Annotated in this window: 28 protein-coding genes; 15 read left to right on the top strand and 13 right to left on the bottom strand. The window is 50.6% G+C overall.

Going from position 1 to position 26,120, the window contains the following annotated elements; genetic code table 11:
• Positions 1–121: 121 nt before the first annotated feature.
• The 4 genes from brnQ to BFW38_RS12870 form a co-directional block, all read right to left on the bottom strand.
• On the bottom strand, positions 122–1,453 hold the full coding sequence (gene brnQ / locus BFW38_RS12885) for a branched-chain amino acid transport system II carrier protein (RefSeq protein WP_068999276.1): 1,332 nt from the start codon (positions 1,451–1,453) through the stop codon (positions 122–124).
• Positions 1,454–1,639: 186 nt separating this feature from the next.
• A complete protein-coding gene (locus tag BFW38_RS12880; protein WP_068999275.1) occupies positions 1,640–2,275 on the bottom strand; it encodes a LysE family translocator in 636 nt (211 codons plus the stop codon).
• Between the two features lie 50 nt (positions 2,276–2,325).
• Positions 2,326–2,790, bottom strand: a complete 465-nt coding sequence (locus tag BFW38_RS12875; protein WP_245686150.1) for a DUF411 domain-containing protein — start codon at positions 2,788–2,790, stop codon at positions 2,326–2,328.
• A gap of 110 nt (positions 2,791–2,900) precedes the next feature.
• The gene (locus BFW38_RS12870; protein ID WP_068999274.1) at positions 2,901–3,377 is read right to left on the bottom strand and encodes an HPP family protein; all 477 of its coding nucleotides are present in this window, start codon (positions 3,375–3,377) and stop codon (positions 2,901–2,903) included.
• 237 nt (positions 3,378–3,614) lie between these two features.
• Between BFW38_RS12870 and BFW38_RS12860 the strand changes: the two genes are divergently transcribed.
• Positions 3,615–4,199, top strand: coding sequence for a TetR/AcrR family transcriptional regulator (locus BFW38_RS12860; RefSeq protein WP_068999272.1), 585 nt, complete (start codon positions 3,615–3,617; stop codon positions 4,197–4,199).
• Between the two features lie 93 nt (positions 4,200–4,292).
• Here the strand turns inward: BFW38_RS12860 and typA are convergent, their stop codons facing one another.
• Positions 4,293–6,107, bottom strand: a complete 1,815-nt coding sequence (gene typA / locus BFW38_RS12855) for a translational GTPase TypA (RefSeq protein WP_068999271.1) — start codon at positions 6,105–6,107, stop codon at positions 4,293–4,295.
• A 196-nt stretch (positions 6,108–6,303) separates the two neighbouring features.
• Between typA and BFW38_RS12850 the strand changes: the two genes are divergently transcribed.
• From BFW38_RS12850 to BFW38_RS12800, 11 genes are all read left to right on the top strand, one after another.
• Entirely contained in the window at positions 6,304–7,353 is a 1,050-nt protein-coding gene (locus BFW38_RS12850; protein WP_068999270.1) for a tRNA (5-methylaminomethyl-2-thiouridylate)-methyltransferase, read from the top strand.
• A gap of 106 nt (positions 7,354–7,459) precedes the next feature.
• Positions 7,460–7,681 carry a sulfurtransferase TusA family protein gene (locus BFW38_RS12845; RefSeq protein WP_068999269.1) on the top strand — a complete coding sequence of 74 codons (222 nt, stop codon included), beginning with the start codon at positions 7,460–7,462 and terminating at the stop codon, positions 7,679–7,681.
• A gap of 486 nt (positions 7,682–8,167) precedes the next feature.
• Positions 8,168–9,574: a glutamate--ammonia ligase gene (gene glnA / locus BFW38_RS12840; protein ID WP_068999268.1), complete on the top strand. Its 1,407-nt coding sequence runs from the start codon at positions 8,168–8,170 to the stop codon at positions 9,572–9,574.
• Between the two features lie 485 nt (positions 9,575–10,059).
• Positions 10,060–10,515: a thioesterase family protein gene (locus tag BFW38_RS12835; protein ID WP_068999267.1), complete on the top strand. Its 456-nt coding sequence runs from the start codon at positions 10,060–10,062 to the stop codon at positions 10,513–10,515.
• A 186-nt stretch (positions 10,516–10,701) separates the two neighbouring features.
• Positions 10,702–11,193 carry a transcriptional regulator NrdR gene (gene nrdR, locus BFW38_RS12830; protein WP_068999266.1) on the top strand — a complete coding sequence of 164 codons (492 nt, stop codon included), beginning with the start codon at positions 10,702–10,704 and terminating at the stop codon, positions 11,191–11,193.
• An 11-nt stretch (positions 11,194–11,204) separates the two neighbouring features.
• Entirely contained in the window at positions 11,205–12,410 is a 1,206-nt protein-coding gene (gene ribD / locus BFW38_RS12825; protein WP_068999265.1) for a bifunctional diaminohydroxyphosphoribosylaminopyrimidine deaminase/5-amino-6-(5-phosphoribosylamino)uracil reductase RibD, read from the top strand.
• Complete coding sequence (ribBA, locus tag BFW38_RS12820; RefSeq protein WP_068999264.1) at positions 12,391–13,515, top strand: bifunctional 3,4-dihydroxy-2-butanone-4-phosphate synthase/GTP cyclohydrolase II; 1,125 nt, start codon at positions 12,391–12,393, stop codon at positions 13,513–13,515. The genes ribD and ribBA overlap by 20 nt, the downstream gene beginning before the upstream one ends.
• Before the next feature lie 127 nt (positions 13,516–13,642).
• The gene (gene ribH, locus BFW38_RS12815) at positions 13,643–14,137 is read left to right on the top strand and encodes a 6,7-dimethyl-8-ribityllumazine synthase (RefSeq protein ID WP_068999263.1); all 495 of its coding nucleotides are present in this window, start codon (positions 13,643–13,645) and stop codon (positions 14,135–14,137) included.
• Positions 14,134–14,625, top strand: coding sequence for a transcription antitermination factor NusB (gene nusB / locus BFW38_RS12810; protein ID WP_068999262.1), 492 nt, complete (start codon positions 14,134–14,136; stop codon positions 14,623–14,625). The genes ribH and nusB overlap by 4 nt, the downstream gene beginning before the upstream one ends.
• A gap of 4 nt (positions 14,626–14,629) precedes the next feature.
• Positions 14,630–15,583, top strand: a complete 954-nt coding sequence (gene thiL / locus BFW38_RS12805; RefSeq protein WP_068999261.1) for a thiamine-phosphate kinase — start codon at positions 14,630–14,632, stop codon at positions 15,581–15,583.
• A gap of 101 nt (positions 15,584–15,684) precedes the next feature.
• Entirely contained in the window at positions 15,685–16,161 is a 477-nt protein-coding gene (locus BFW38_RS12800; protein WP_068999260.1) for a phosphatidylglycerophosphatase A family protein, read from the top strand.
• A 288-nt stretch (positions 16,162–16,449) separates the two neighbouring features.
• On the opposite strand, the gene BFW38_RS12795 is transcribed toward BFW38_RS12800, so the two are convergent.
• The 5 genes from BFW38_RS12795 to BFW38_RS12775 form a co-directional block, all read right to left on the bottom strand.
• On the bottom strand, positions 16,450–16,662 hold the full coding sequence (locus tag BFW38_RS12795; protein WP_068999259.1) for a PA3496 family putative envelope integrity protein: 213 nt from the start codon (positions 16,660–16,662) through the stop codon (positions 16,450–16,452).
• A 124-nt stretch (positions 16,663–16,786) separates the two neighbouring features.
• Positions 16,787–17,215, bottom strand: a complete 429-nt coding sequence (locus BFW38_RS12790) for a PAS domain-containing protein (RefSeq protein WP_068999258.1) — start codon at positions 17,213–17,215, stop codon at positions 16,787–16,789.
• A gap of 245 nt (positions 17,216–17,460) precedes the next feature.
• Complete coding sequence (locus BFW38_RS12785; RefSeq protein ID WP_068999257.1) at positions 17,461–17,928, bottom strand: Rrf2 family transcriptional regulator; 468 nt, start codon at positions 17,926–17,928, stop codon at positions 17,461–17,463.
• A 218-nt stretch (positions 17,929–18,146) separates the two neighbouring features.
• A complete protein-coding gene (locus BFW38_RS12780) occupies positions 18,147–18,689 on the bottom strand; it encodes a pyridoxamine 5'-phosphate oxidase family protein (RefSeq protein WP_068999256.1) in 543 nt (180 codons plus the stop codon).
• A 42-nt stretch (positions 18,690–18,731) separates the two neighbouring features.
• Positions 18,732–19,667, bottom strand: a complete 936-nt coding sequence (locus BFW38_RS12775) for a zinc transporter ZntB (protein WP_068999255.1) — start codon at positions 19,665–19,667, stop codon at positions 18,732–18,734.
• A gap of 352 nt (positions 19,668–20,019) precedes the next feature.
• Between BFW38_RS12775 and BFW38_RS12770 the strand changes: the two genes are divergently transcribed.
• Entirely contained in the window at positions 20,020–20,919 is a 900-nt protein-coding gene (locus tag BFW38_RS12770; RefSeq protein WP_068999254.1) for a DMT family transporter, read from the top strand.
• A gap of 88 nt (positions 20,920–21,007) precedes the next feature.
• On the opposite strand, the gene BFW38_RS12765 is transcribed toward BFW38_RS12770, so the two are convergent.
• From BFW38_RS12765 to BFW38_RS12755, 3 genes are all read right to left on the bottom strand, one after another.
• Positions 21,008–21,235: a hypothetical protein gene (locus tag BFW38_RS12765; RefSeq protein ID WP_068999253.1), complete on the bottom strand. Its 228-nt coding sequence runs from the start codon at positions 21,233–21,235 to the stop codon at positions 21,008–21,010.
• Between the two features lie 91 nt (positions 21,236–21,326).
• Entirely contained in the window at positions 21,327–22,163 is an 837-nt protein-coding gene (gene ppk2 / locus BFW38_RS12760) for a polyphosphate kinase 2 (protein WP_175400981.1), read from the bottom strand.
• Positions 22,164–22,178: 15 nt separating this feature from the next.
• Entirely contained in the window at positions 22,179–22,886 is a 708-nt protein-coding gene (locus BFW38_RS12755) for an arylesterase (protein ID WP_084004638.1), read from the bottom strand.
• On the opposite strand from BFW38_RS12755, the gene BFW38_RS12750 reads away from it, so the two are divergent.
• A complete protein-coding gene (locus tag BFW38_RS12750; protein WP_068999252.1) occupies positions 22,885–23,610 on the top strand; it encodes an ABC transporter ATP-binding protein in 726 nt (241 codons plus the stop codon). The two genes, BFW38_RS12755 and BFW38_RS12750, sit on opposite strands and share 2 nt — an antisense overlap.
• A complete protein-coding gene (locus BFW38_RS12745) occupies positions 23,603–26,098 on the top strand; it encodes an ABC transporter permease (RefSeq protein ID WP_068999251.1) in 2,496 nt (831 codons plus the stop codon). The genes BFW38_RS12750 and BFW38_RS12745 overlap by 8 nt, the downstream gene beginning before the upstream one ends.
• The last annotated feature ends 22 nt before the right edge of the window (positions 26,099–26,120 follow it).

The following is a 26,120-nucleotide window of genomic DNA, read 5'->3' as shown; positions in this document are numbered from 1 at the left end:
GAGGTGTGGTGCGCTAAGGAGTGCCAAGCATTTAGATCTTGCAGAATAAAAAACCGGAAGCGTTGGCTTCCGGTTTTTTTATGCGGGGCTTATTGTGCTGGGCTACAGTTGCGGCTTTCGGTCATCCCTGGGATGACTGGACTTGCTCGAGCTTGGAGTGACGACGCTGCATGAGTAAACCCAGTAATAACCCCAATGCTGCCGGTAAGCTCCAAGCAATTCCCGCGGAGGCCAATGGCAGTTGCTGGTAATAGTGAGCGAGGCTTCCCATCTCGACGCCTGCCTGCTTGAGGCCATCATAGAGGCTGATGATAAGCGTCAGGCCTAATGCTATGCGATAAACCCGCTCTGGATCTCGTAGCCAAGGTTTAATCAGTGACAGGCCAATTAACACCATGGTGAGTGGGTAAAGGGCCACCAGCACTGGAATTGAGAACTGAATAATCGTGGAGAGCCCTTGGTTGGCGATCAAGGCACTGAAAATTGCCAGCACAATCACTGTCGGTTTGTAGGGCAGTCGCGGCATCAGTTGGTGGAGGTATTCGCCGCAACAGGTTAATAAGCCTATGGCGGTGGTTAGACAGGCTAATGAGATGACAATGGCTAACATGACCTGCCCCCAGGCGCCAAAAATGCCTTGAATATAAAGCGCAATCATCTTACCGCCATTGGCCACGTGAGGGGCAATGGTATGGCTGGTGGCGCCAAGCCAGGCCAGTGGTAGGTAAACCAACGATAGGCAAAGCGCTGCAATAAAGCCTGCAATCAGCGTGTAGCGAGTGATTTGGGCGCGTTCGTTGATGCCTTTATCACGAATGGCCTGAATGATCACAATGCCAAACACGACTGAGGCCAGGGTATCCATTGTTTGGTAACCCTCAAGAAAACCGAACCCAAAGGCACTACCTGACAGTTCGGCATCACGATGGCCAATGGGCCCCTGAGGGTCAACGAGGACGGCAATGGCCATGATGGCCAGGACTGCAATGAGCGCGGGTGTGATCCATTTCCCTACACGATCCATCAATTTGCCGGGAGACAGCGCTAATAAAGTGCTGATAGTAAAAAAGACCACAATGTAAAGGGCTAGCCCGAGCGCTGAATCTCCAGGAATAAAAGGGTCTGCGCCAATTTCATAGGCGACCGTGGCGGTACGTGGAATGGCAAAAAGCGGTCCGATGGAGAGGTAAATCGATAAGCCAAAAATAACCGCTCCCCAGCGCGGTAATGGCTGGGTTATGTCGCTTAAACCTCCGCCGATAATCGCTGCGGCGACGACGCCCAAAAGCGGTAGGCCAACGCCAGTGCTGAGAAAGCCAAAAGCCGCGGGCCAGACAGCTTCGCCTGCGGTTCGACCAACGTCAGGTGGGAAAATAATATTACCGGCCCCGAGAAAGAGGGCAAAGGTCATAAAGCCCAAGGCAAGAAGATCACTACGTTTGAGTTGATGCATGAGACATTCACGGTTGGAGTCAGTGGATCACAGTCAATGCATAGAGGCAGCGCCAAAAGACATAACGAAGGCTGATGCAAAATGAAGCCGTCTATGTCATGTGATACGAAAGTGGCAGCAATATAATCTGCTTTACAGCCACTTTCCAGTAAACGGGGCTTGCTAATGGGCTGTTTGGTAGGCGAGTTATCGATTCGTTCGTAGTAGCGCACTTCCAGCGGTAATGAAAAGGCTACCGGTAATCCGGTTGAACCAACGGACATGATGAGCATGTCTGAACCAGCGACTTGCTTGGGCCCCGAGTACACTGTAGAGCGACATTAACGTGGTATCGATGACAAGCCAAGTGATTGCCAATATTGCGAACTGTGGGAGCTGTGGCTGATCCATTACGATAAAGCCAGGAAATAAAGCAGCAAAAAACAGGAGGTCTTTGGGGTTACTGATCCCCACCGTAAAGCCCGTTTTAAATAGCGACCATGATGAGAGAGGCTGTAGTTCAGCCTGCTCTTCTGACGGCGTCCACTGAGGGGTTTCTGCAGGCGCCCGCCAGCTTTGAATGCCGAGCCAGATGAGGTAAGCACCGCCGACGAACTTGAGTATTAAGAATGCCATTTCTGATGTGGCCAGAATCGCGCCTAGGCCCAGAGCGGAGCAGGTCATCATGATCAGCGCGGCTAATGCACCGCCTATCACCGTACTCAGTGTTCGTCGGTGTCCATGCTTTAGGCCATGGCTGGCGCATAATAAGGCCACCGGGCCTGGAAAAGCGATCAGGGCGGTAATGACCCCAAGATAAGTCAACCAGGTGACCAGTTCCACAATAGTACTCCTGTTTGAATGTCCGCGTTTTTGAATCGTCGGCCCCGGGCTTATTCGCTGGGATAACGTTGATAAGGCGCTAATGTACGATGTTTAAGATCAAAGGCATAGACGGTATAAGCCTCTTGTCGGCCTGTTTCCATGCCGGGTGACCCGTGGGGCATACCGGGAACCGCAAGGCCTGAAATATTGGGGCGTTCATCTAACAAGCGTTGCACCTCTCGGGCGGGCACATGGCCTTCGATTCGGTAACCTTCAATCATTGCGGTATGGCATGAGGCTAACTGAGCCGGAATGCCAAGTTGTTGTTTTTTGGCATTGATATCGTTGATGGCGTGGCTATTGACTTCAAATCCCATGGATTCCATATGCTGGGCCCAAGCACTACAGCAGCCACAATAAGGGCTTTTATACATCTCGATAACTCCCGCCGCTATGACTGAGCTTGATGCCCCGAGCAGCATGAACCCGAGCAGCTGTCGCAACGCTTGGGATCGGTTGAGATTCATGAGCATCAATTTAATCCTCTAGTGTGATCGGTAGTGGCGAGTGGACCATGATAGCCGTTTTCGTTTGCTCACAGAGACTTTCGGAGGGCATGACGGTTGCCCAAGGCTGATGTGAGTCATGTTTTTTGGAAGCCCACATAAGGCTGGTGACTCACCCAGCGATGATAAAGGCAACCGAATAAAACGATTAAGACACTGCCGCTCAAAACCGGGGTGAGCAGAAAGTCCCAATGTTGACCCGTCAACATAATCAATAAAGGGTTAGCGCCCGCGGGAGGGTGTGTGGTCTTGGTGAGCATCATCAGCATGAGTGCGATCCCAACTCCTAAGCCGAGTGTCAGTGGAGAAACTCCTAGTCCATAGAGCAAGCAGAGCCCGACTAGGCTGGTCAGGAGGTGGCCTCCTATAATATTGCGAGGATGTGCCAAAGGGCTGTTGGGTAATGCGAACATAATCACCATGGTGGCGCCAAAGGGGGCCATCAGCCATAGCGCTCCAGGAGAGTGTTGGCTTAATAACGCCAGGGCACTAATACATACGGTTGCGCCAAGGCCTGCGATCAAGGCGATATGGGGAGATGAGAGTGATGGCATCTTGAGATCCTCATGGTGTGGAATATGTCGTTCAAGCAAGGTAGACCGATCTGTCTCCTTTGGGTGGTTAGAGTAGACAAGTTTGTCTACTTGAGTCAAGCTGTGTCTTATCTTGAATTTACGCCTTGCCTCGAATTGTCGGGGCTTCAATCACTCAAGAGGCTTCAATTCCAAGCGTTGACCTTGAGCAAGCGTTGACCTTGAGAGAGTGCCGCGTTTAGCGAAGGAGAAAACCGCATGGACAAACGACAGCAGCTAGTGGCATGTGCTTTTGAGCTGTTTTATTGCCATGGCATTCATGCGGTGGGGATTAATCAAGTGCTGCAGGAGGCCGGCGTTGCCAAAAAAACGCTTTATCACCACTTTTCAAGTAAAGACGCATTGATTGAAGCCGTGGTGGCTTATCGTCATCAGGAGTTTAAGAATTGGTTAATATCGCGTATACAGGCGTCTGGTGAAGGCCTGTTGGCGGTTCAGGGCGTATTTGCGGCACTGGATGACTGGTTTCATGAACGTGATCCTATGATGCGCCCGTTTCATGGTTGCTTTTTTATTCATGCCAGTGGTGAGTACGCCAATCCAGAACATCCCGTTCATCAGCGGTGTGCCGATCATAAGCAATCGATCAAACAACTTTTTGCTGACATCCTGGATCAGGTTGGCGCGACCCCAGAGCAAGTGCGACAAGGCGCGGATACGCTGGCATTGCTTAAAGAAGGTGCGATTGTTCAGGCGCATGTTTGTGGTGAACTCGATGCGGGGCGGCAGGCGGGTCAACTGGCTATGACGTATTTGAAGCAGTTAGGGGTTCAGAGCGAATAGCTCGGTTTGGCGGGCTCAACATGACGCGAATAAAAAACGCCATGCCCGAAGGCATGGCGTCGTCTAACGGTGACTGACCAACGAATCCGTTGCTTAGCCTTTAGAGGCGCGCTTGCGTTCGTTTTCGGTCAGGTACTTTTTCCGGATACGGATAAAGTGAGGCGTGACTTCGACCAGTTCGTCATCGTCAATGAATTCCAGTGACTGTTCTAGTGTAAAGCGAACCGGTGGCACCAGTTGGATGGTTTCATCGTTACCTGAAGCACGCATGTTATCGAGCTTCTTCGCCTTGGTCGGGTTGACGGTCATATCGTTGGCGCGTGAGTTAATCCCCACGACCATGCCTTCATAGACTTCAACACCCGGTTCAACGAACAGCTTGCCGCGATCCTGCAGGGTCGTCAGGGCATAAGCCAAAACCTTGCCTTTCGCCATTGACACCAGAACGCCGTTGTTACGGTGTTCCATGGCGCCTTCGGCCAGCGGACCATAGTGGTCGAAAATACTGGTCAGAATCCCAGAGCCTGAAGTTAAGGTCATGAACAGGCCACGGAAGCCAATCAAGCCGCGTGATGGAATGATAAAGTCCAGACGTACTCGGCCTTTGCCATCCGGGTTCATGTTGGTCATACGCGCTTTGCGTTTACCCAACTCTTCCATGACTGAGCCTTGATGCTGTTCTTCAACATCAATAATCAGTTCTTCATAGGGCTCTTGTTTGACGCCATCGATTTCACGGATGATGACTTCAGGACGTGAAACACCGAGCTCGTAGCCTTCTCGACGCATGCTTTCAATCAGCACTGAGAGGTGCAGCTCGCCGCGGCCAGAAACACGGAATTTTTCCGGGCTTTCTGTTTCTTCAACACGCAGAGCCACGTTGTGAACCAGTTCTCGCTCCAGACGCTCTTTAATGTTGCGGCTGGTTACGTATTTGCCATCCTGACCAGCAAAGGGCGAGTCGTTAACTTGGAAGGTCATGGTGACGGTCGGCTCGTCAACCGTCAGTGCCGGGAGTGCTTCGACATTAGACGGGTCACACAGGGTATCGGAGATGCTCAGCGGATCAATCCCGGTGATGCAGATGATGTCCCCTGCATCGGCGCCTTCAGGGGTTTCGCCCCTTTCCAGACCTAGGTAGGTCATGACCTGACCGATCTTGCCTTTACGCTGGTTGCCGTGTCGATCTTCAATGACGACCTGCTGATTGGGGCGTGCTTTACCGCGTGTAATGCGGCCAACCCCGATAACGCCGACATAGCTGGAGTAATCCAGTGCAGAAATCTGCATTTGGAATGGTGCGTCAGGATCAACCGAGGGCGGCGGTACCAGGTCAACAATAGCCTGGAACAGCGGTGTCATATCATCCGCCAGATTTTCAGGGTCATCCCCAGCAACGCCGTTGAGTGCAGAGGCGTAGATAATCGGGAAGTCCAGCTGCTCTTCTGAAGCGCCCAGGTTATCAAACAGATCAAAGATCTGGTCGATGACCCAGTCGGGACGAGAGCCTGGGCGGTCGACTTTGTTGACCACGACAATCGGCTTTAAGCCGCGTTCAAAAGCCTTCTGGGTGACGAAGCGAGTCTGCGGCATGGGGCCGTCCATCGCGTCAACCAGCAATAATACGGAGTCGACCATGGACATTACGCGCTCAACTTCACCACCGAAGTCAGCGTGTCCAGGCGTATCAATAATGTTGATGCGGTAATCATGCCAGTTAATCGCGGTGTTCTTGGCCAGAATCGTGATGCCGCGTTCTTTTTCCTGGTCATTAGAATCCATGATGCGCTCAGCATCGGCGTTACGGCGATCCAGCGTACCGGATTGTTGTAACAGCTTATCTACCAGGGTCGTCTTACCGTGGTCAACGTGGGCAATAATTGCGATGTTGCGAAGATTTTCGATCACGTATGCTCTCCCGGTCGATGCCGGTCATATCCAAATTAGAAGGGAAAAGGGTCGCTAGTATAGCGATCTACTCGCGGTTCGCCTACTGCTAAGATGGATCTGAGTGCAATCCGTCCCTGCACATCGCTCTCGGATCCTGTAAAATCGCGGCCTTTCTGAGCCTCATTCCATTTTCGCAAACGTACTAGACAATGTCATGACACAAGAACGTAAAGCTGTAGCCCTGGTATCGGGTGGACTCGATTCCATGCTGGCGGTACGCACACTGCAAAACCAAGGGATTCACGTTGAAGGCATCAATTTCTATACCGGCTTTTGTGTAGAAGGGCACACTCAGGCGATCCGTAAGCAGGATCGTGAAAAGCAAAAGCGCAATAATGCGCTTTGGGTGGCTGAGCAGCTGGGCATTAAACTTCACATTATTGATATCTCGGAAGAGTATAAAGACATCGTGCTGAACCCTAAGTATGGCTATGGTCAGCATCTGAACCCTTGTCTTGATTGCAAGATTGATATGGTCAGTCGAGCTTGGCAGTGGGCGCAGGATCACGGTTTTGACTTCGTTGTGACCGGCGAGGTGATGGGGCAAAGGCCCAAATCTCAACGCAAAGAAACCCTGCCTCTGATTGCCCGACAATCTGAAGTGGAAGATCGTTTGTTGCGTCCATTATGTGCCAAACATATGCCGGAAACTTTGCCTGAAAGAGAAGGCTGGGTTGATCGAGAAAAGCTGCATGATTTCCACGGCCGTAATCGAAAACCACAGTTTGCATTGGCGCGTGAGTTTGGTTTTAGTGAGTGGGCACAACCGGCAGGAGGCTGTTGTTTTCTGACGGATGAGACTTTCGCCAAAAAAATGCAGGATCTCTGGCAAAGTCGAGGGGAGCGTGATTATGAGCTGGATGACATCATGCTGCTCAAAATCGGTCGTCACATTCGCCCCAAACCGCACTTCAAACTGATTATTGCCCGTGAAGAAGGGGAAAATCGCTACCTGGAAGGTTATCGGCGCCAGTTTGCCCATGTTCGTCCCGAAAGCCATGGTGGACCTTTTGCGCTGATTGATGGCCGAGTCGATACGCAAGACGATTTGGAACTGGCACTCTCAGTCATTGCGCGCTTTACCCAAGGTAAAAGTGCGCCGGAAGTCACCTTAAGTTACTGTCCCGAACATGGTCAGCCCGCCCAGATGCACACTGTTGTGCCGATGGCCGCTGATGCACTGCCACAAGCCTGGTATCGATAAACGATAGCCAAGTTCTAGCCAAGTTCTTATGAATGATACCCCAGGGTACTGGGTGATTCCGCCCAGGTCTTAATTCGTGTGCACTAAGATAATGCAGAGAAAGGTCATGACCGATCAAGTATTGGATATGAGATTGAAATTATGCCCGTTGCCGGTGATTAAAACGCAACAGGCCATCGCCAGCATGGGGCCTGGGGAAGTTTTAACGGTGATTTGTACTGACCCCGGCGCGACGCATGATATTCCGGCCTGGTGTCGTGTCCATGGTCATGAGTTGGTCTCGATTGAGACGACCGATGATGAGTTTTATATCAGGGTGGCCTGCTAACCCGCATGATTCGCACTAACTTGGTGCTTTTGGGCCTTTTTTGTTTTGTTTTGGTGCGCTGACCGCATTTTTTTAACCAAAACTGCACTCTTAAAGGGCGCTGATGGGGTTTAAATCTGTCGCGGAATTTATTTTGGATCTTTGTAAGCCGCTTATGATGGGCCTTTCAGCGTTATTTTGATCATGATGCCTCGTTCTGGCACAGGCTTTGCTCTTGAACTGATATCCTAAGGCTTGAACATCTGATGAATGGAATGCTGATATGGTGATGAGCATTTCAATCGATGGGTAGCCTGTTGGCACTGAGGCCAACTGAAGTAGAGGCCAACGACAGCAGATGTCAGCGACAGCACATTCAATGTGAATCGACGGCATCGATGATGGCAAGCTGGCGAATAAACGAGCACGCTGGATACTGAAACGCTCGAAGATTTTAATGAATAGACACTTAGTCTGAGAATCAACGCCAATTACATGGAGGCGATCATGTCCGATAAAACCCTGAATCTGATCAAAGAACACGACGTGAAGTGGGTCGATCTGCGTTTTACCGATACACGGGGTAAAGAGCAGCACGTGACCATCCCGGCTAGTTTTGTGGATGAGGAGTTTTTTGAGACAGGTCAGATGTTTGATGGTTCTTCCATTGGTGGCTGGAAAGGCATCAATGAGTCCGACATGATCCTAATGCCGGATGATGAAGGTTCCGTGTTGGATCCGTTCACTGATGAGCCGACGTTGATTGTACGTTGTGACATCATTGAGCCGAGCACGATGCAGGGTTATGAACGTGATCCGCGCTCCATCGCGCGTCGCGCTGAAGAGTATCTGAAGTCCACTGGCATTGCAGATACCGCTTTCTTCGGTCCAGAACCGGAATTCTTCATTTTTGATGACGTTAAATGGAAGCAGGATATGTCCGGCGCCATGTACGAAGTCAATTCTGAAGAAGCTGCGTGGTCTTCTGATTCTAAAATCGAAGGCGGTAACATGGGGCACCGCCCGCGTGTTAAAGGCGGCTACTTCCCGGTACCGCCGGTGGACTCTTCCCATGAAATTCGTGGCGCTATGTGTAACGCTATGACTGCGATGGGTCTTGAGGTGGAAGTTCACCACCATGAAGTTGCGACAGCGAACCAGAATGAAATCGGTGTCGCCTTCAATACGCTGGTCAAAAAAGCGGATGAAGTCCAAGTACTGAAATATTGCATCCATAACGTGGCACATGCCTTCGGTAAGACAGCCACTTTTATGCCGAAGCCAGTTGTCGGCGACAATGGTTCTGGGATGCATGTACACCAGTCACTGTCTAAAGATGGTGTTAACCTCTTCTCAGGCGATAGCTATGCCGGCCTGTCTGAAATCGCCCTTTATTACATTGGCGGTATCATCAAGCACGCTAAGGCACTGAATGCGCTGACGAACAGCTCAACCAACTCTTACAAGCGTTTGGTCCCGGGTTTTGAAGCACCGGTGATGCTGGCTTACTCTGCTCGCAACCGTTCAGCGTCTATCCGTATTCCGTATGTCAGCAGCCCGAAAGCTAAGCGTATTGAAACACGCTTCCCTGATCCGTCTGCCAACCCCTACCTGTGCTTTGCCGCATTGCTGATGGCTGGTCTGGACGGCATTCAGAACAAAATTCATCCTGGCGATGCTGCTGATAAAGACTTGTATGATCTGCCTGCAGAAGAAGCTGCAGCGATTCCTCAGGTGGCCAGTAGCTTGGAAGAAGCTATTGAATGCCTGGCTAATGATCATGAGTTCCTGACTAAAGGTGGTGTCTTCACCGAAGATATGATTCAGGGCTTTATCTCATTGAAGCAGGAAGAGATCGATCGTCTGCGTCAGACCACTCACCCGGTTGAATTCGATATGTATTACTCTGTTTAATCGATTGTTTATTGTCGATAGTGAAGATTAATAGAATGAGCAGATAGAACCGTACTTAGTTTGATTCTATTTTGACTCCAGAGCTTGATTGAAGAGCTTAATTGAAAAGTTTGACCCAAGCCCCGCCTAGGCGGGGCTTTTTTTATTGGTGTTCCAGGCATGGCGCGTAGCGCTTTGAACCGCTGTATACGGAACCGTACGTACGGAGGTGTGAGAGGACGGTGGTGTGAGATGAGGGGGGCAACTCCCCTTCCTACTCGATTGGGTTGAAAAATATGCTTTTGGAAGGGACTTTTCTCTGTTTTTGTGGTCTGCATTGGAGGCGCGACAAAAAAGTCGGTCACTGGGGGAATCTATCAGCCTGGGGTTGAATATGATCCTCAGCACCCAAACACAATGTTCAGTAAGAACATGATATCAAGACGCAGTGCCATGCAGGGTGACTCATATCCGTATGTTCACCTTCGTTTCGACAGGAGAAAACTATGACGCCGTTGCTTGAATGCCCTGTAAGTGAAGCCTGGACGGATGTAAGTGGGCGGATGAATGATGCCGCTTTTGCCAGTGTGTTTTCTCAAGCTGTTGATCGTTTGAAAGAGCGCATTGGGCTCGATAAAGGTACTCGAGAAAGCCTTCGTTGTAGCCTGTTCACATTGGAAAGTCGTATTAGCTATTGGCATGATCTTTATGCCGGGGGGCTAGTGCATATTGATTTGCAGTTGCTGGAGCATGATGCCAAGCGTTTGCGTATTTGGTTAGTGCTTAAAGACGAGAAAGGACAGGTCTGTGCAACGTGTGAACAAATTTTGAGTAATGCCGATTTAGATGAGCGTAAGGAAATGCCTTTTCCAGGGCTCGTTGCCGAACATATTGACCGCTTGTGGGTGGCGCACCAGCCGTTACCTGATCCCATTGATGCGGGGCGGTCGATGTCACTTTGAGCCGTCATTAGGGGGATAAAGAGACGCTTTAGTGCAGATCTTGCCCTTATGATGTTAGGCTCGTTTTAAAGTTCGCCCCCGTGTGCCTGTCACCGGGGGCGATTTGACGTTAGAATATTGTTTTCAGTGCGCTGCAATCATCAGGCGCAATCGGTTTGTTCACCTAGATTAAACGGCGATCGCAACATGCACTGCCCTTTCTGTAATGCACAGGAAACCAAAGTCACGGACTCCAGATTGGTGGCGGGGGGCGATCAAGTGCGCCGTCGACGCGAGTGTCTGACATGTAATGAGCGCTTCACCACCTATGAAACTGCCGAATTGGTGATGCCTCAGATTGTAAAGCAGGATGGTACGCGAGAATCGTTCGATGAAACTAAACTTCGAGCGGGATTGAAGCGAGCCCTTGAGAAGCGCCCTGTCAGTACTGAAGCGATGGAAACGGCGATTGAACGCATTCGACAACAGCTACGCTCACGAGGTGAGCGGGAAATCCAGTCTCGACAAGTCGGTGAAGTCGTGATGAATCAGCTGCGCGAACTGGATGAAGTGGCTTATATTCGTTTTGCTTCGGTTTATCGTCAGTTCAAAGACTTGGAAGCCTTTCGTGAAGAAATCGATCGTTTGTCAGCGGATCGGCCGTCAGCAACTTCTTCACACGATTCTCCCCGTGATTAACGGAGTGACTTATGCGTGGTCGACGTAAAACGCCCTGGACGCCAGCGCGTTGTATGGCGCATGCCATTTCTTTGGCGCGGCGGGGACGTTACACCACAGATCCTAATCCACGTGTCGGCTGTGTTTTGGAAAAAGCCGGGCGCATTATCGGGGAAGGCTGGCATTATCGTGCCGGTGAACCCCATGCTGAAATTCATGCTTTGCAGGCAGCGGGCGGTAAAGCTCATGGCGCGACGGCTTATGTCACTTTAGAGCCCTGCAGTCATCATGGGCGTACTCCTCCTTGTGCTGAAGCGCTTATTCAAGCGGGTGTTTCACGTGTTGTGGTGGGCATGCAGGATCCTAACCCGCTTGTTGCGGGTAATGGCATTAAGCGCTTACGTGAAGCGGGTGTCGATGTTGAAGTGGGATTGCTGGAAGCCGATGCTGAGGCGTTAAATCTTGGCTTTATTCGTCGCATGTCAGAGGGACGTCCCCGAGTGTGCGCCAAACTGGCCGCCAGCCTCGATGGCCGAACCGCGATGTGGTCAGGTGAGTCTCAATGGATTACCGGTGCATCAGCGCGTGCGGATGTTCAGCGTTTGCGTGCGGCCTCAAGCGCGATTGTGACGGGTGTTGAGACGGTTATTCATGATGATTGCGCTTTAACGGTTCGAGCGGATCAATTGACTTTGCCTGATGCGGATGAAATTGCGCAGCGTCAGCCTTTACGTGTCATTGTTGATTCGGGGTTAAGAACACCTATCGGCGCTCGCATTTTGAAGCAGCCGGGGACCACTTTGATTGTGGCCAGTCAGGATCATGCCCATCTTGATATGGCGGCCCGCCAGCAGGCACTAGAAGAAGCTGGCGCGGAAGTGATTGTGCTACCTGCTCAGGCACAAGGGCGGGTTGAATTAAAAGGGCTATTTGAGTATTTAGCCCAGCAACGAGATTGTAATGAAGTTTTAGTTGAGGCAGGCGCCACTTTGGTGGGGGCCTGTCTTCAAGCCGGCTTATTAGATGACATTTATTTGTACTTGGCTCCCGTGCTACTGGGGCAGTCTGCTCGTGCTTTATTTAATCTGCCTGGACTTGAGCGAATGGCTGATAAGGTTCATTTGAAGATTCATGATATCCGGGCTGTGGGTGAAGACTGGCGAATCCAAGCTAGCCCTGTCTCTGTGGCACCCGATATGACCATTGAGGATAAAGGGTATGGCACTGAACACAATTGAAGAAATTCTGGATGATATCCGTCAGGGGAAAATGGTCATCCTGATGGATGATGAAGATCGTGAGAATGAGGGTGATCTCATCATGGCCGCTGAGTGTGTTTCGGCGGAAGATATTAATTTTATGGCCCGTTATGCCCGTGGCTTGATTTGTCTAACGCTCAGTAGTGAACGTTGCGATCAGTTGGAATTGCCCCTGATGGTGCGTAGTAATGGTGCCCAGTTCTCGACCAATTTCACTTTGTCTATTGAAGCCGCACGAGGGGTGACGACAGGTATTTCAGCGGCGGATCGTGCGCGTACTATTCAAGCCGCTGTTGCGCGAGATGCGCGCCCAGAAGACATTGTACAGCCTGGGCATATTTTTCCTTTGCGTGCTCAACCCGGTGGGGTATTACAACGGGCCGGACACACCGAAGCGGGCTGCGATTTGGCTAGGATGGCTGGCTATGAGTCTGCCGCTGCGATCGTCGAAGTGATGAATGATGATGGGTCTATGGCTCGACGCCCTGACCTGGAAGCTTTTGCACAGCGCCATGACTTGAAAATTGGCACCATCGCAGATCTGATCCACTATCGTTTGGTCAACGAGACCACAGTAAAGCGAGAAGCGTCGCATACTCTGGATACTGCTTATGGTGAGTTTCAGGTGATCCCTTATCGGGATGATATCCAGCAATTGACGCATCTGGCCTTAGTTAAAGGGCAGCCTGACCCTGAAACGCCGATTCTGGTCCGAGTTCACCAAGCCGATCCAGTCAGAGACTTATTGGGTGTTCGCCAGCCAGAAGCCTCCAGCTGGAGCCTGAGTCAAGCCATGCAGCATATTGCAGAGGCTGGCGAAGGCGTGTTGGTTTTACTGGCGGAGTCAGAACCCCAAGATATGGCGGCGAGTCTCAATCGCTTTTTAGGGTTGACGCGTTCTGCTAGAGGCAGTGCACGTGATGGTAGTGGTGCCTATTTGACTATTGGCACTGGGGCACAAATTCTAAGAGATTTGGGCGTAGGCAAAATGCGCCTGCTATCATCGCCATTAAAATTTGGCGGTATTTCTGGGTTTGACCTGGAAATTGTCGAGACAATTGGCTGCGAAGAAACATCGTCATAACCCAGTAGAGTTCACGTCCTGCGCATTATGCGCTTGCGTGCCATCAATGGGTTGTCACATTAAAAAGGACACTTAGGCCAAATTGTGTGCCGGTGGCCTTGTTATATCTCGTTATCAGGATAACGCCATGCAAGATATGACCGTCATTGAAGGGGATTTGACGGCCCCCAACGCGCGTTTTGCGATTGTCGCAGGCCGCTTTAACAGCTTTGTGGTCGATAGCCTGGTCTCTGGTGCTGTGGGTACACTAAAAGCTCACGGTGTTAAACCTCAGCAGATTGAGGTTGTGCATGCTCCGGGAGCCTGGGAGCTGCCTTTGGCAGTACAACGTGTATTGAAAACCCGTCAGGTTGATGCGGTCATTGTGCTGGGCGCTGTGATTCGTGGAGGGACACCACACTTCGAGTTCGTTGCTGGTGAGTGTAACAGTGCGCTGAAAAACTTAATGTTGAGCCATGATTTGCCTATTGCCAATGGTGTTTTGACCGTAGAAAGCATTGAGCAAGCAATTGAGCGCTCTGGCACCAAAATGGGGAATAAGGGTGCTGAAGCAGCGATGGCGGCACTTGAAATGGTGAATTTGCTGACACGCCTAGAGACGGATGGGGAGCATCAAGCATGAGCAAAGGCCAGGTTTCTAAACGTCAGGCCCGCAGTGCTGCACGTCAGCTGACTTTACAAGCACTGTATCAGTGGCAGATTAGTGGCAATACAATGGCTGATATTGAAGCTCAGCTACGTGCTGCGATGCCAGATGATAACCTGGAGCCTCATGAAGATATCGTCGAGGTCGTGCGTCAGGCTGACCATGCTTATTTCCATGAGTTGGCCCATGGGATCGTGCGTTATCGCCAAGAAATGGATGAGGCATTCAGTGGTTATTTGGACCGTGAACTGGATGACCTGGATCCGATTGAAATCTCGATCCTACGTCTGGGGAGCTATGAGATGATCAAGCGCCTGGATGTGCCTTATCGTGTAGTGATTAATGAGGCGGTTGAGCTGGCTAAACGCTTTGGCGGCACTGATAGCCATAAGTATGTCAATGGCGTATTAGATAAGCTGGCTAAAACGAAGCGTGCGACAGAGGTGCAGGCGCGTCGAGGTTAAGTCCATGGGTGAGTTTGGGTTAATCCAGCGACATTTTGCACAACTAGGTCCTCTTGCCAGTGATATTCGTCTTGGTGTAGGGGATGACTGTGCACTCCTGGCCCCACCTTCCGGCTGTTGGCAAGCGATTTCGGTGGATACTTCAATCGCGGGCCGACATTTTTTGGCTGATGCTGACCCCTGGGCTATTGGTTGGCGAGCATTGGCCGTTGCGTTGTCCGATTTGGCGGCGATGAATGCGAAGCCTTCTGGGTTTACGCTGGCTTTGACCCTGCCTGAAGTCGAAGACTGTTGGCTGGCTGATTTTTCTGCCGGTTTACGATCGTTATCAGAAAAAGCAGGCTGTCCGCTGATTGGTGGTGATACTACACGGGGTCCGCTAAGCGCTACGGTTCAGGTGATGGGGTGGTGTCAGCCGGAGCATGTTTGGCGTCGTGATGGGGCTCAGAGCGGTGATCTCCTGGTGGTCACGGGAAGCTTAGGCAGCGCGCGAGGCGGTCTGCAGCAAATGCAAGCGATTAACACCCGCCAGCGAGGAGAGCGTTGGTCTTGGACTCCTCTTATGCAGGCCTATATGTTGCCTGAACCGCCCTATGCCGTACGTGATGCTTGGTCATCTCAACCGGGTGTGCATGCGGCAATTGATGTGTCTGATGGATTGCTGGCAGACTGTCGTCATCTATTGGAAGCCTCCGGTGTGGGTGCTTTGATTCAGGATGATTCATTGCCGATTGAAGCGGATCTTGAGATCTTGTTAGGACAAAATCAGGCGCGAGAGGCCGCCCTTTCGGGGGGCGATGATTATGTGCTCTTGTGTGCTGTTGCGCCGGATCAGCTCGAGACCTTGACGCGCCTTTGGCCCGCAACGGTTGTGATTGGTGAGTGTACTGAGTCTCTAGGGATTAAGCTGGCATCAGGCCGTTCTTGGATTCAGGAAGGGTTTAATCATTTTCTGTAGGGTCATCAAAGTGCAAGCGAATGAGCGGCTCCTTTGCCCGTGATGTTTGATACCCTCTCAAACGATCTTATGAGTGCGATCATTATGAATGAGAGTTGTGTGTGAACCGAGCTCCAAAGACCGTTTGGCGTAATCCAGTCCACTTCCTGGCATTCGGTTTGGGAAGTGGTGCAGCACCCTGGGCGCCAGGCACAGTCGGGACTGTGGCTGCAATGATCCTGTACTGGGGGGTGGGGCATTTACCGCTATCGCTTTATGGGTTATTTCTTGCCGTCACTTTTATTTTCGGATGTTGGCTCTGTGAGCGAACATCGGCAGACCTTGGGGTTCATGATCACAGTGGTATCGTGTGGGATGAATTTGTGGGGTATTGGATCACGATGTGGGCCATGCCTGTACAGTTCAGCTGGATGCTGCTGGGGTTTGTGTTGTTCCGGCTCTTTGACATTTGGAAGCCGTGGCCTATTCGCTGGATTGACCGACGAGTGGATGGTGGCTTTGGCATCATGTTTGATGATGTTCTGGCGGGCATTTATGCAGCGGTCATTATGCAAGCTTGTTACTTGATATGGCATTGAAGCCATACTTTTTATGAATAGCTGAATTGCTGAACGACTCGCTCCAGCAATGTGTTAACACTGACTTTGTATGATGGCTTGGTTATCTATACAGGCCATCTCTTACAGGCTTTCTCTCTTCATCCTGTTGAGCCCTCATTTATCGTTCGATAAGCCCATAACTCAGCCCATAACACCTATCGTTCGCAACTCACCGATCATCAGGCCTTCATCTGCTCAAGGCCTGATGATGCTAGCGTTCATGGCATATGAACGGCTCATCGGCTGCAAGTTTAAAACGGGTCGCTCTTACTCCTCTTCATCGAAATCATCCAGGAAGTCATACTCCTCAGCCAGCTGGCGCCTGAGTCGTCGTTCTTCTAGCATATCCTCGATCATACGGCGCTTTTGCAGTGGTGGCAGAGCATCAGCCTGCTCGTCCAGGTCTTCGAAAGACTCATCATTATCTGCATCGGCGAGCAGATCGTCTTCTTCGTCATAGGAGGCTTCTTCACGTCCCATGCCTTGGTATCTCCACAAAAAGTTGTCATGGAAAGGTCGTGTTAGTCAGGTGCTATTCGCACCCTTTAGGCTGCCTATATATTCGCATTTTGGTTTTTGGACAAGCAAAAAATGCAGTGAGCACTTATTTATTTTCAGTCAGTGAGTTTGGCTGCTGTGCCCGAAGCTCGACAAGCTCGGTCACATCCTTCTGAACGCCAATGTAGTACATGAGTTCATCGGTGTCGTTGAAAAAAGGTGTAATTGATAATTCATTCCAGAAAGGGCTGCCGTCTTTACGGTAGTTACGTACGATTTCACGACAAGCCTGCCCTTGTTGAAGCGCTTTTCGAATATTTCTCAGGCCGGGCTGATCCCGTTCCGAGCCTTGTAAGAATCGACAGTCCTGATAAAGGATCTCATCTCGCTGATAACCTGTTAACTCTTCGAACCCATGGTTAACATAAATCAGGATGTGGTCATCACCCTCTTTTTCAGCAATCACGATACCGTCTTGGGCGTATTCAATCACTTGTGCCAGTAGTTCGTGAGGGATCAAGCTCTCATCTTTCATTGGGGGTGTCCATAGCGGCCTAGTTAGCGTTACCCGATGCTAGTGTCATCACTATGCTGATCATGATCTGCAATTTCAATGCACATGAGCGTCAAATCATTCGGAGCCAAGGGTTCAAAGTGATACTAGGTAAAATCGATATGAGATGAAAGCGATAAAATGGGATTATCAAAGCGTGGAGGACATAGGGTTTGGTGCTTAAAAAACGGTATACAGTCCGTGGTGCTGTATACCGTTTTCAATCATTAAGAGACTTCCATGATTTGCAGCGGCAGTGCCTCTTCATCGTCCAGGCCTAGCAAGCTGCGCATATCCTGAGGGTTGCTCAGTAGATCTTTAAGGCTGTACTGGTCGATGACTTGTAGAAAGGCCTCCTGGGCTTTTTGTAACATCGGCTTAAAGTCACAGTTCGCTGTTAAAGGGCAGTCCAACTTCGAACAGTTCATGACTTCTAGTGTTGTTTCAAAGTCTCTGACAACATGGCCAATGTTGATCGAAGCCGGTTCCCGGACGAGTCGTAAACCACCATATTTGCCTCGGACTGTCTGGATGTACTCCATTTGCCCAAGTTTGTGCACAATCTTCATAAGATGATTGCGTGAAATATCAAAGTGGTAAGCAATGTCGCTGATTGTCACCAGTCGGTCATCTTCCTGAATACCGAGGTACATCAGGACGCGCATCGCGAAATCGGTTTGTCGAGTGAGTTGCATTCTGGCGTCTCCTTGAATTACGAACGTCAGTCTCCCGTTCCCTGCGCCTGTCGTTGCGTAATGCGTATGGCAAATCGCAAACTTAAAAAAATCAGTCTACCATGCAGACCGCAGGCCCGATGTATGGTGTTTGAAAATTCAATCAACTTGACGTTATGATCCTGTTTCTAGTCATCTCATTCACGTAAGCTTATTGTAAATCCATAATACATCTTAGGTTAGGGAGACGCTTTTTGCGTCTTTTGTGATTGAAGAGGGCTTAATTGCGTTAAGTGTGCATCATCAATGCGCCAAGCCTGCCCAAACCCTGTAATCCACCTTCCTTCGTTCGGGGTGAGCGCAAACATTGAGAAGTCATCCAGTTGGGATAAGACTGAGACCACTTCTCCATGACGCTGTTGTAATTGGTCCAGTGCAATAGCGTAACGTTGATCCGTTGATTCATTGAGCTGTTCAACATGTCCTTTGAGCATCAGGCGTGTCCGCGCATAAGGCTGTCGGCTATTGTATTCATCTTGTACGATCATCCAGGCAATGGTGCGATGAGCTTGTGCGGCTTGTTGTAGCGCGGGCCCATGTTCAGCCAATGTGCTGGCCAGGATGAAAAAATAAGGGGCCTGCCAAGCGTAGGGGGCGGTGCTGCATAAAGGATCGCCTTGATCAGTCTGAGTGGCCAAGCTTAAACAGCCCTGAAGTTGAAGCAGCTGCTCGGGCCTCATATTAGGTTGTGATGAGTCATCAGACGCTGCTGCTGTCGGCATCGGTTTCTCCTTCGGCGTCAGTACGGCTATTGGGTATTTGATTTACCACCAGCGTGATTCTTTGAGTCGCCAAGCGACGAGGCCACCAATCACCACTAATGCGATAGAGAACCACCAAAAACCGCTCGTTGTTTCAGCCCCTGGCATACCCCCTAAATTGATACCAAATAATCCGGTTAAAAAACTTAAAGGCAGGAATAATGCGGTGATGACGCCTAATAAGTACATTCTTCGATTGAGTTGTTCATTTTGTAGGCTCAATTGACGTTCTTGTAGTACTTGTGCTCGTTCCTGCATGGCGCTGAGATCTTCGACATAGCGGGTCAGCAGGTTGAGGCTTTCCTCAAGCTGAATTCGGGTGTCGGCGCTAAAAATAGGCTCGCTTAGTAGGCGCTGAATCGTGAGGCGCTGTGGTTCCAAAAAGCGTCGTAAAGGGATCAACTGTTGTCTTAAATGGGTGAGGGCATCATCAATAGATAGGGTGCCGGCCAAGGCTTGGTCTTCAAGGGTATCCAGGCGGTCTTCTAGGTCATGGCTGCAGAGGCCTATTCGATCAACCAGCCCTTCAATAATCGCGACAACTAATTCATCAATATGTTGAGGGCCTTGCCCTGTTTCAAGGTGCTGGCTGAGCTGTTGTAACGTTTGTAGTGGGCGTTTTTGTACGCTGATACAACGCTTGCCATGTAGCCACAGGCGTAGCGATACCATGTCTTCCGGGCTGGACTCGGGGTTTAAGTTAATACCCCTTAAGGTGAGTTGTATGCCGCCCGCCATACGAGAGCAGCGTGGCCGAGTGTCATCCGCTAATAAGGCGTCAACAACAGTATCGGCCAGTCCAAGCTCCAGTAGCCAGTCGCTGAGCTCCGGTGTCTCCGCATCAAAATGAACCCAGACCGGGGCATCATTAGGCCAAGCTGATGGATCAGCGTCTTCGAGTTGAGCGTATGGGGCCAGAATATGGCCCTGTAACCACATGGGAGCTGTCCGTGAAACCATGCCGAATATCCGTTGAGTCAATAAAAATCGAGTGCTTCGCGTACATTTGATGGCCTACTTGAATCAGTATGCCCCATGAAAGGAGTATTCGCATGATGTCATCATCAGGAGACAGTTTTTTGTCTATTGAAAGAAACGTGAGAGAAACGCGAAGGAAGTGTTGACCAAGCGAAGAATGCCTAGGCTGTATGCTGAGTCAACGAAGGCAGATCAAGCAATCTATTGGCTTTGTGGCTATTGGTTTTGTGACTATTGGCTTTGTGACACGATAGAATTTGCAATAGCTTTGGGGGGCAACAGTCTTCATCTTTTTCTGGATAAGGCGTTTTTGATGAGTCAGATAGCGGAGCGTCAGGCCTTCTTCATGGGGCTGGGAGCCGTCGGGTTGTGGTCAACGGTAGCCACTGCATTTAAGTGGGCGCTGTCGGATATGTCGCCCTTGATGTTGTTGTGGATTGCAACAGGGGTGTCCTGGTGTCTTTTTTCTGTATTGCTTTGGCGCCAGCCCCATCGTCCCGCATTATGGCCTGAACGAGGGCACCGCCTGATTCCAGTGATCGCAGGTGTGTTAAATCCGACGTTATATTACTTGCTCTTGTTTGAAGGTTATCGGCGATTACCCGGTCAAGAAGCCATGGCATTGAATTATACTTGGGCACTTACCTTAGCCTTTATGGCGATTCCAATGCTCAAGCATCGGTTGCGTGGAATTGATGTGATTGCCGGCGGTATTTGTTATGGCGGTGTCTTGGTGATTGCTACTCGAGGACAGCCTTGGTCGTTGACATTCGCTGATCCTGTTGGGGTTGGCATTATGCTGGTGACGACGGTGATCTGGGCGGGTTATTGGATTCTCAATACTCTGGACCAGCGGCCGGCATTGCTCGCTCAATGGCAAAATTTCACGATTGGTTGGGCGGTCTTATCGTTGATCCTCTACCGGTCACCCGATATCGCATGGCCTTCTAGTGGGCCCTATTGGGGCGCCGCACTATATGTCGGTCTTTTTGAGATGGGGATTGCGTTCTTGTTATGGCTAGGCGCAATGAAGCGGACTCAGCAAACGTCGCGTTTGTCGAATCTTATTTTTCTTTCACCCCCAATCTCTCTTGTATTGTTGAATCAATTGTTAGGTGAGCCGATTTTTGCTTCCACGCTAGTCGCGTTAGCGATGATTCTATGTGGATTGGCGTTGCAGCAATGGCACCGCCAATCCGATCATCCCGCTTGATAACACCTTAATGCCTAACGACTTGGGGGAGGTGCTTTGTGTTGGGTTCGGTGTACTGAGTTCGATGTATTGAGATGGTCTGTTTGCACTAATCACTGGCGTGTAGGCCCGCAACCAGGGTTTCTAGTCGGTGGGCAATATCCTCCCGGACCTTGCGCGATGTTTTACTCAGAGCCACTTCAATGAGCATTTCCAGTTCTTGCAGGTGTTTTTGACTCACATGGGCGCGCCCTGTGGGGCTCAACATGTGTTTGAACTGTTCAACCACTTGTTGTGCCTCTTCCTGATGGCGAATATCGTGATTGGATTGAGCCATTATCATCCCTCCTTTGCTGGATCTGGTGGCAAATGCTGAGCACTGTTCTGTGGATGTGATTGCGTTGTCATACAGACTTCAGAGTATCTGATTATATCTCTGGGCTATTCAACACATCTGTCGCACTACTGACTAAGAGCGGGTCAGGCATGCTGACAATCTCATCATCGCGATTGTCGTAGGATAAGCTGGATAATAAAACGCGCATAGCGGCTAGACGTGCACGTTTTTTGTCATCTGATTTGATGACCGTCCAGGGCGTTTGGGGTTTATGGGTATGCATGAACATGGCTTCTTTCGCTTCGGTATAAGCATCCCATTTATCTAATGACGCAAGGTCGACTGGAGAAAGCTTCCATTGCTTAAGGGGATCGTTGCGACGCTCCATAAAACGTCGGAATTGCTCTTGTCTGGAGACAGAGAACCAAAATTTATAAAGTTTAATACCTGACTCAACCAGCATTTGCTCCAGCACCGGGGCTTGGTGCAGAAACTCGACATACTCTTCTTGATCACAAAAACCCATGACTTTTTCTACTCCTGCCCGGTTATACCAGGAGCGGTCAAAGAGCACGATTTCACCTGCGCAGGGTAAATGTTGTAAGTAGCGCTGGAAGTACCATTGGCTGGTTTCTCGTTCGTTCGGTTTTTCGAGTGCCACCACGTGGGCGCCGCGTGGATTTAAGTGTTCCATAAAGCGTTTGATGCTGCCCCCTTTACCCGCAGCGTCTCGGCCCTCAAATAAGATCACAATCCGCTCACCATTCTCCTTGACCCAGCGTTGCATTTTCAGCAGCTCAATTTGAAGCTGACGTTTATTGGCTTCGTACTCTTTTCTCCCCATTTTTTGTTTATAGGGGTAGCTATTCGGTGTTTGTTGTGCGCTTTTTTGTGCCTCGCGCATAGTGACTTCAAGATCAGAATGCATATTTGTCAGCCATCCTTAAGCAGCGTGAATCAGTGGGGTCGAGAGCGCTTGTGAGCGATCTTTATTTAATAATGGCATTAATACTGGCCAAATGTTATCCAGCAGCATCGGTTGTGCCTGAGCGGTAGGGTGGATCTGGTCTGCCTGCATCAGATTTGGTTGGTCGGCAATACCCTGTAAAATAAATGGGATGACTGCGACGTTATGTTCTTCACCCAAGTCGGGATACATTTGACTAAACATTTGGGTATAACGCGGACCATAATTGGGTGGAATCATCATCCCTCCTAGCACCACCTGAGCACCGGATGCTTGTGCCAGTTCAATCATTTGGGCCAGATTGGCTTTCGTATTGGGGATTGGTTGCCCTCTTAAACCATCGTTACCGCCTAACTCAATGAGTACGATTTCGGGTTGATGCTCTTTGAGTAATTGAGGCAGTCTGGTTAATCCGCCTTGGGTGGTTTCTCCACTGATGGCGGCATTGATGACTGTGTAGGCATACCCTTGATCAATAAGCCGCTGACGTAAGAGAGAGACCCAGCCTTGATGTTGTTCGAGGCCATAAGCAGCACTTAGGCTATCGCCTAAGATCAGTATCTTCGGTTGTGGATCAGCAGCATAAAGGCTCGAATGGGTGCTTCCTGCGTAGATCACCAACCCTACCAGTATCACCACACAAACACGGAAGTGTTGAAGTCTCCAATATGAGGTTTTGGACATGCCGCATCATCCTCCAGCGAATCAAACAGGTTATCAGGATCTATCTTCTGCGCCGCTGATTCAAGTCAAGGCGCTGGGTTATCAAATCGAAACTGCCGAGCAGCCTCTGGTGATTTTAGCTGATCTGAATATGACTATCTCTGCCGGAGAAAGTGTGGCGATTGTTGGCCCTTCGGGTGCCGGTAAATCGACATTACTGGCTTTATTGGCTGGGTTGGATGTACCGACTCAAGGCACATTAATGTGGCAAGGGGCGCCTTTCTCTCAGTTGAATGAAGACGATCGGGCGGCGATTAGGGCTCGGGATGTTGGGTTTGTGTTTCAATCCTTCCAACTATTACCTGAGCTGACGGCCTTAGAAAATGTGCTTTTGCCGCTGGAGTTACAAGGTGATCCAGAGGCTGAGTCAAAAGCGCAGCACTGGCTGAATCAAGTGGGTTTAGAAAGTCGCTTACACCATCATCCGCAGGTGTTGTCAGGGGGGGAGCAGCAGCGAGTCGCCATCGCACGAGCCTTTGCGACAACACCCAAAGTTCTATTCGCTGATGAACCTACAGGTAATTTGGATAGTGATAATGGTCAGCATGTGGCCGATCTACTATTCCAGCTGAATCAAGAATCAGGGGCCACCTTGATTTTAGTGACGCATGATTTGACATTAGCCCAGCGTTGCCAGCGTATTTTTTGGCTACGTCATGGGCGTTTGGAGGAGGCGCATGCGTGATCTATCTCTAGCGGGGCGTCTCGCTTGGCGCAGTGTCAAAGCAGGTGAGTATCGAGTGTTATTAGCGGCTCTGATCTTAGCTGTGGCCTGTGCCACTTTATTAGGTGTCGTGGGGGATCGTCTGCAACGTGCGTTGGACCAAGAAGCTGCTCGTATGGCTGGGGGGGATCTAGTGTTAAGTGATCGCCAGCCACTGCCTGAACCCTGGGCACAGCAAGCTCTGTCGCGTGGATTATCGATGACGCGTATTGCGCGTTTTTCTAGTATGGCCGCTCATGATGATGCCATGTTGTTAGCCAGCGTGACGGCGGTCGATGCTCACTACCCATTGTTGGGGTCGATTGATATTCAACAAAAAGGTCAACGGCGTTCGGTCCAGTCTCCGCCTAAGCCAGGCGAAATATGGCTTGAGCCGGGGTTAGCGCTGAGGCTCGGTGTCGTGCCGGGAGACGAGGTTGAGCTTGGGGATAAAACGTTGAGATTTTCGGCTGAGCTTTTAATGGCGCCGGATCAAGGCGGTGGCCTTTCTAGCCTAGCCCCCAAGTTGATGGTTAACCTCAAAAGTCTTGAAGATTCAGTATTGATGGGGCCATTAAGTCGCATCCGTTGGCGCGCTGGGTTTACCGGTAGCGCGCAGGCATTGGCGGATTGGCGACAATGGCTAACGCCGCAACTTTCAGACAATCAGCGGTTGTTATCTTTAGATGATGACCGCCCTGGGATTGGTCGAGCGCTGGATTATGGACGGCGTTATCTTGGGCAGGCGGGTTTAGTGGCGGTGCTGCTGGCTTCCATGGCGGTCGCGTTGGCCACTCATCGTCAGGTTCGTCGGCAAACGAGTACCGTCGCCTTGTTGCGAGCTCTGGGTGTTTCGCGTCAACGCATAAGACGCCTTTGGTTATGGCAGTTTGCCTGGGTGGGTGTCTTTGCGGGGCTATTCGGAGGCTTGATCGGTTATGCCGCCCAGCAGGGATTGGTGGCTTTGTTGCAGCCCCTATTGCCGATTACGCTACCTTCCCCGGCACTATGGCCGCTCGGTACAGCGATCTTGCTGGCACTATGGATATTGTTGGGGTTTGCTTTAGTGCCTTTGCTGAGGCTGGTCTCTGTTTCGCCTCTATCAGTGCTCCAAAACCGCCCTTTACCTCAAGGCTTCAGTAGTGGCTGGCGCTATTTGCTGATGGCGATTGTTGTTTTGGGGTTAGGTTATTGGTTATCCGGTGATGCTCGCTTAACGTTATGGACCTTGCTGGGGTTAGGGGTTGCCGGTGTTCTCGTCGCCTTGTTTGGCTGGGGTGTGTTATGGAGCCTTTATCAGGCTCGAAACCAATTCTCATGGCATTGGCGGCAAGCGTTAAGGCGGTTGTACCACCAACGGCAAGCCACCTTGTTGCAGCTGGCGACCTTCACGCTGACGTTTACCGCTTTATTGTTGGTGGCCAGAAGTGGTCAGCAGCTACTCGAAACCTGGCAAATGCGTTTCCCTGAAGATCGGCCAGACCACTTTGCGATTGATATTCAGCCACAGGAGCAATCTGCTTTTTTGCAGGCGCTCAATGAGGCTGGTATTGAGCATAGTGATTTATATCCTGTTGTGCGTGGGCGCTTGAGTGGGATTAATGATGAGGCTGCTGAAGATGCTGTGCCCGCATCTCAGCGGGGTAGCAATACACTTCGACGAGAGTGGAACCTGACCTGGAGTGCTGAGCTGCCTGACCATAACCGGTTAAGTGCAGGACGCTGGTGGCCGGGCGCGGGGGTCAATGCTGCGGGTATGCCTGAAGCTTCCGTTGAGCAGGGGTTAGCCGATCGGCTGGGGCTTACGCTCGGGGATACCTTAACTTTTTCGATTGCTGGCCAATCGCTTAAAGCGCAAATTACAAGTTTTCGTGACCTTGAGTGGAGTAGTCTAAATCCAAACTTTTATGTCATTTTGCCACCGAGCGTGATGCAGGCTTATCCACATACTTTTTTGGGCAGTTTTGCGTTGCCACAGCAAGCCGAAGGGCTTTTGCGACATCTGGCCCAGCGTTTCCCCGGTGTGGCTTTCTTAGACATTCGTGCCTTATTGACGCAGGCAGAGAACCTGATTGGCCAGCTGAGTTTGGGCATTGAGTATGTGCTAGGTTTTGTCGTTTTGGCTGCACTATTAGTGACCTGGGCGTTAATGATGGCCAGTTTAGATGCGCGTCTAAAAGAGCAAGCATTATTGCGTGTATTGGGGGCGACATGGCCAAAATTGAGGGGGCGTCAAAATGCCGAATTTTGCATGTTAGGCTTGTTGTCCGGAGGGCTCGCCAGTTTGATTGCTGAAGTTCTATATAGTGTGTTAGCCGAGCAAATGTTTGGTTTGACATGGTCACCTGCCCCCATCATCTGGCTAATACCGCCTTTAGCCGGGGCAGGACTCTTGATGCTGTTGGCATACTGGGCGCTGGCACCTGGGCGACGACAAGCGCCTCATCAATTATTAAAACAATTAAAATAGAAGTGCCGGTGATGTTTTAAGC

Origin of the sequence: Terasakiispira papahanaumokuakeensis (assembly GCF_001709345.1) — a bacterium.
GTDB lineage: Bacteria > Pseudomonadota > Gammaproteobacteria > Pseudomonadales > Halomonadaceae > Terasakiispira > Terasakiispira papahanaumokuakeensis.
This window is presented reverse-complemented; position numbering and strand designations above follow the sequence as displayed.

Excerpts from the sequence above, each read along its gene's own strand:
- brnQ (WP_068999276.1), bottom strand. The coding sequence starts at position 1,453 with ATGCATCAACTCAAACGTAGTGATCTTCTTGCCTTGGGCTTTATGACC.
- BFW38_RS12875 (WP_245686150.1), bottom strand. The coding sequence starts at position 2,790 with ATGCTCATGAATCTCAACCGATCCCAAGCGTTGCGACAGCTGCTCGGG.
- BFW38_RS12870 (WP_068999274.1), bottom strand. The coding sequence starts at position 3,377 with ATGCCATCACTCTCATCTCCCCATATCGCCTTGATCGCAGGCCTTGGC.
- BFW38_RS12860 (WP_068999272.1), top strand. The coding sequence starts at position 3,615 with ATGGACAAACGACAGCAGCTAGTGGCATGTGCTTTTGAGCTGTTTTAT.
- BFW38_RS12850 (WP_068999270.1), top strand. The coding sequence starts at position 6,304 with ATGACACAAGAACGTAAAGCTGTAGCCCTGGTATCGGGTGGACTCGAT.
- BFW38_RS12845 (WP_068999269.1), top strand. The coding sequence starts at position 7,460 with ATGACCGATCAAGTATTGGATATGAGATTGAAATTATGCCCGTTGCCG.
- glnA (WP_068999268.1), top strand. The coding sequence starts at position 8,168 with ATGTCCGATAAAACCCTGAATCTGATCAAAGAACACGACGTGAAGTGG.
- BFW38_RS12835 (WP_068999267.1), top strand. The coding sequence starts at position 10,060 with ATGACGCCGTTGCTTGAATGCCCTGTAAGTGAAGCCTGGACGGATGTA.
- nrdR (WP_068999266.1), top strand. The coding sequence starts at position 10,702 with ATGCACTGCCCTTTCTGTAATGCACAGGAAACCAAAGTCACGGACTCC.
- ribD (WP_068999265.1), top strand. The coding sequence starts at position 11,205 with ATGCGTGGTCGACGTAAAACGCCCTGGACGCCAGCGCGTTGTATGGCG.
- ribBA (WP_068999264.1), top strand. The coding sequence starts at position 12,391 with ATGGCACTGAACACAATTGAAGAAATTCTGGATGATATCCGTCAGGGG.
- ribH (WP_068999263.1), top strand. The coding sequence starts at position 13,643 with ATGCAAGATATGACCGTCATTGAAGGGGATTTGACGGCCCCCAACGCG.
- nusB (WP_068999262.1), top strand. The coding sequence starts at position 14,134 with ATGAGCAAAGGCCAGGTTTCTAAACGTCAGGCCCGCAGTGCTGCACGT.
- thiL (WP_068999261.1), top strand. The coding sequence starts at position 14,630 with ATGGGTGAGTTTGGGTTAATCCAGCGACATTTTGCACAACTAGGTCCT.
- BFW38_RS12795 (WP_068999259.1), bottom strand. The coding sequence starts at position 16,662 with ATGGGACGTGAAGAAGCCTCCTATGACGAAGAAGACGATCTGCTCGCC.
- BFW38_RS12790 (WP_068999258.1), bottom strand. The coding sequence starts at position 17,215 with ATGAAAGATGAGAGCTTGATCCCTCACGAACTACTGGCACAAGTGATT.
- BFW38_RS12785 (WP_068999257.1), bottom strand. The coding sequence starts at position 17,928 with ATGCAACTCACTCGACAAACCGATTTCGCGATGCGCGTCCTGATGTAC.
- BFW38_RS12780 (WP_068999256.1), bottom strand. The coding sequence starts at position 18,689 with ATGCCGACAGCAGCAGCGTCTGATGACTCATCACAACCTAATATGAGG.
- BFW38_RS12775 (WP_068999255.1), bottom strand. The coding sequence starts at position 19,667 with ATGTGGTTACAGGGCCATATTCTGGCCCCATACGCTCAACTCGAAGAC.
- BFW38_RS12770 (WP_068999254.1), top strand. The coding sequence starts at position 20,020 with ATGAGTCAGATAGCGGAGCGTCAGGCCTTCTTCATGGGGCTGGGAGCC.
- BFW38_RS12765 (WP_068999253.1), bottom strand. The coding sequence starts at position 21,235 with ATGGCTCAATCCAATCACGATATTCGCCATCAGGAAGAGGCACAACAA.
- ppk2 (WP_175400981.1), bottom strand. The coding sequence starts at position 22,163 with ATGCATTCTGATCTTGAAGTCACTATGCGCGAGGCACAAAAAAGCGCA.
- BFW38_RS12750 (WP_068999252.1), top strand. The coding sequence starts at position 22,885 with ATGCCGCATCATCCTCCAGCGAATCAAACAGGTTATCAGGATCTATCT.
- BFW38_RS12755 (WP_084004638.1), bottom strand. The coding sequence starts at position 22,886 with ATGTCCAAAACCTCATATTGGAGACTTCAACACTTCCGTGTTTGTGTG.
- BFW38_RS12745 (WP_068999251.1), top strand. The coding sequence starts at position 23,603 with ATGCGTGATCTATCTCTAGCGGGGCGTCTCGCTTGGCGCAGTGTCAAA.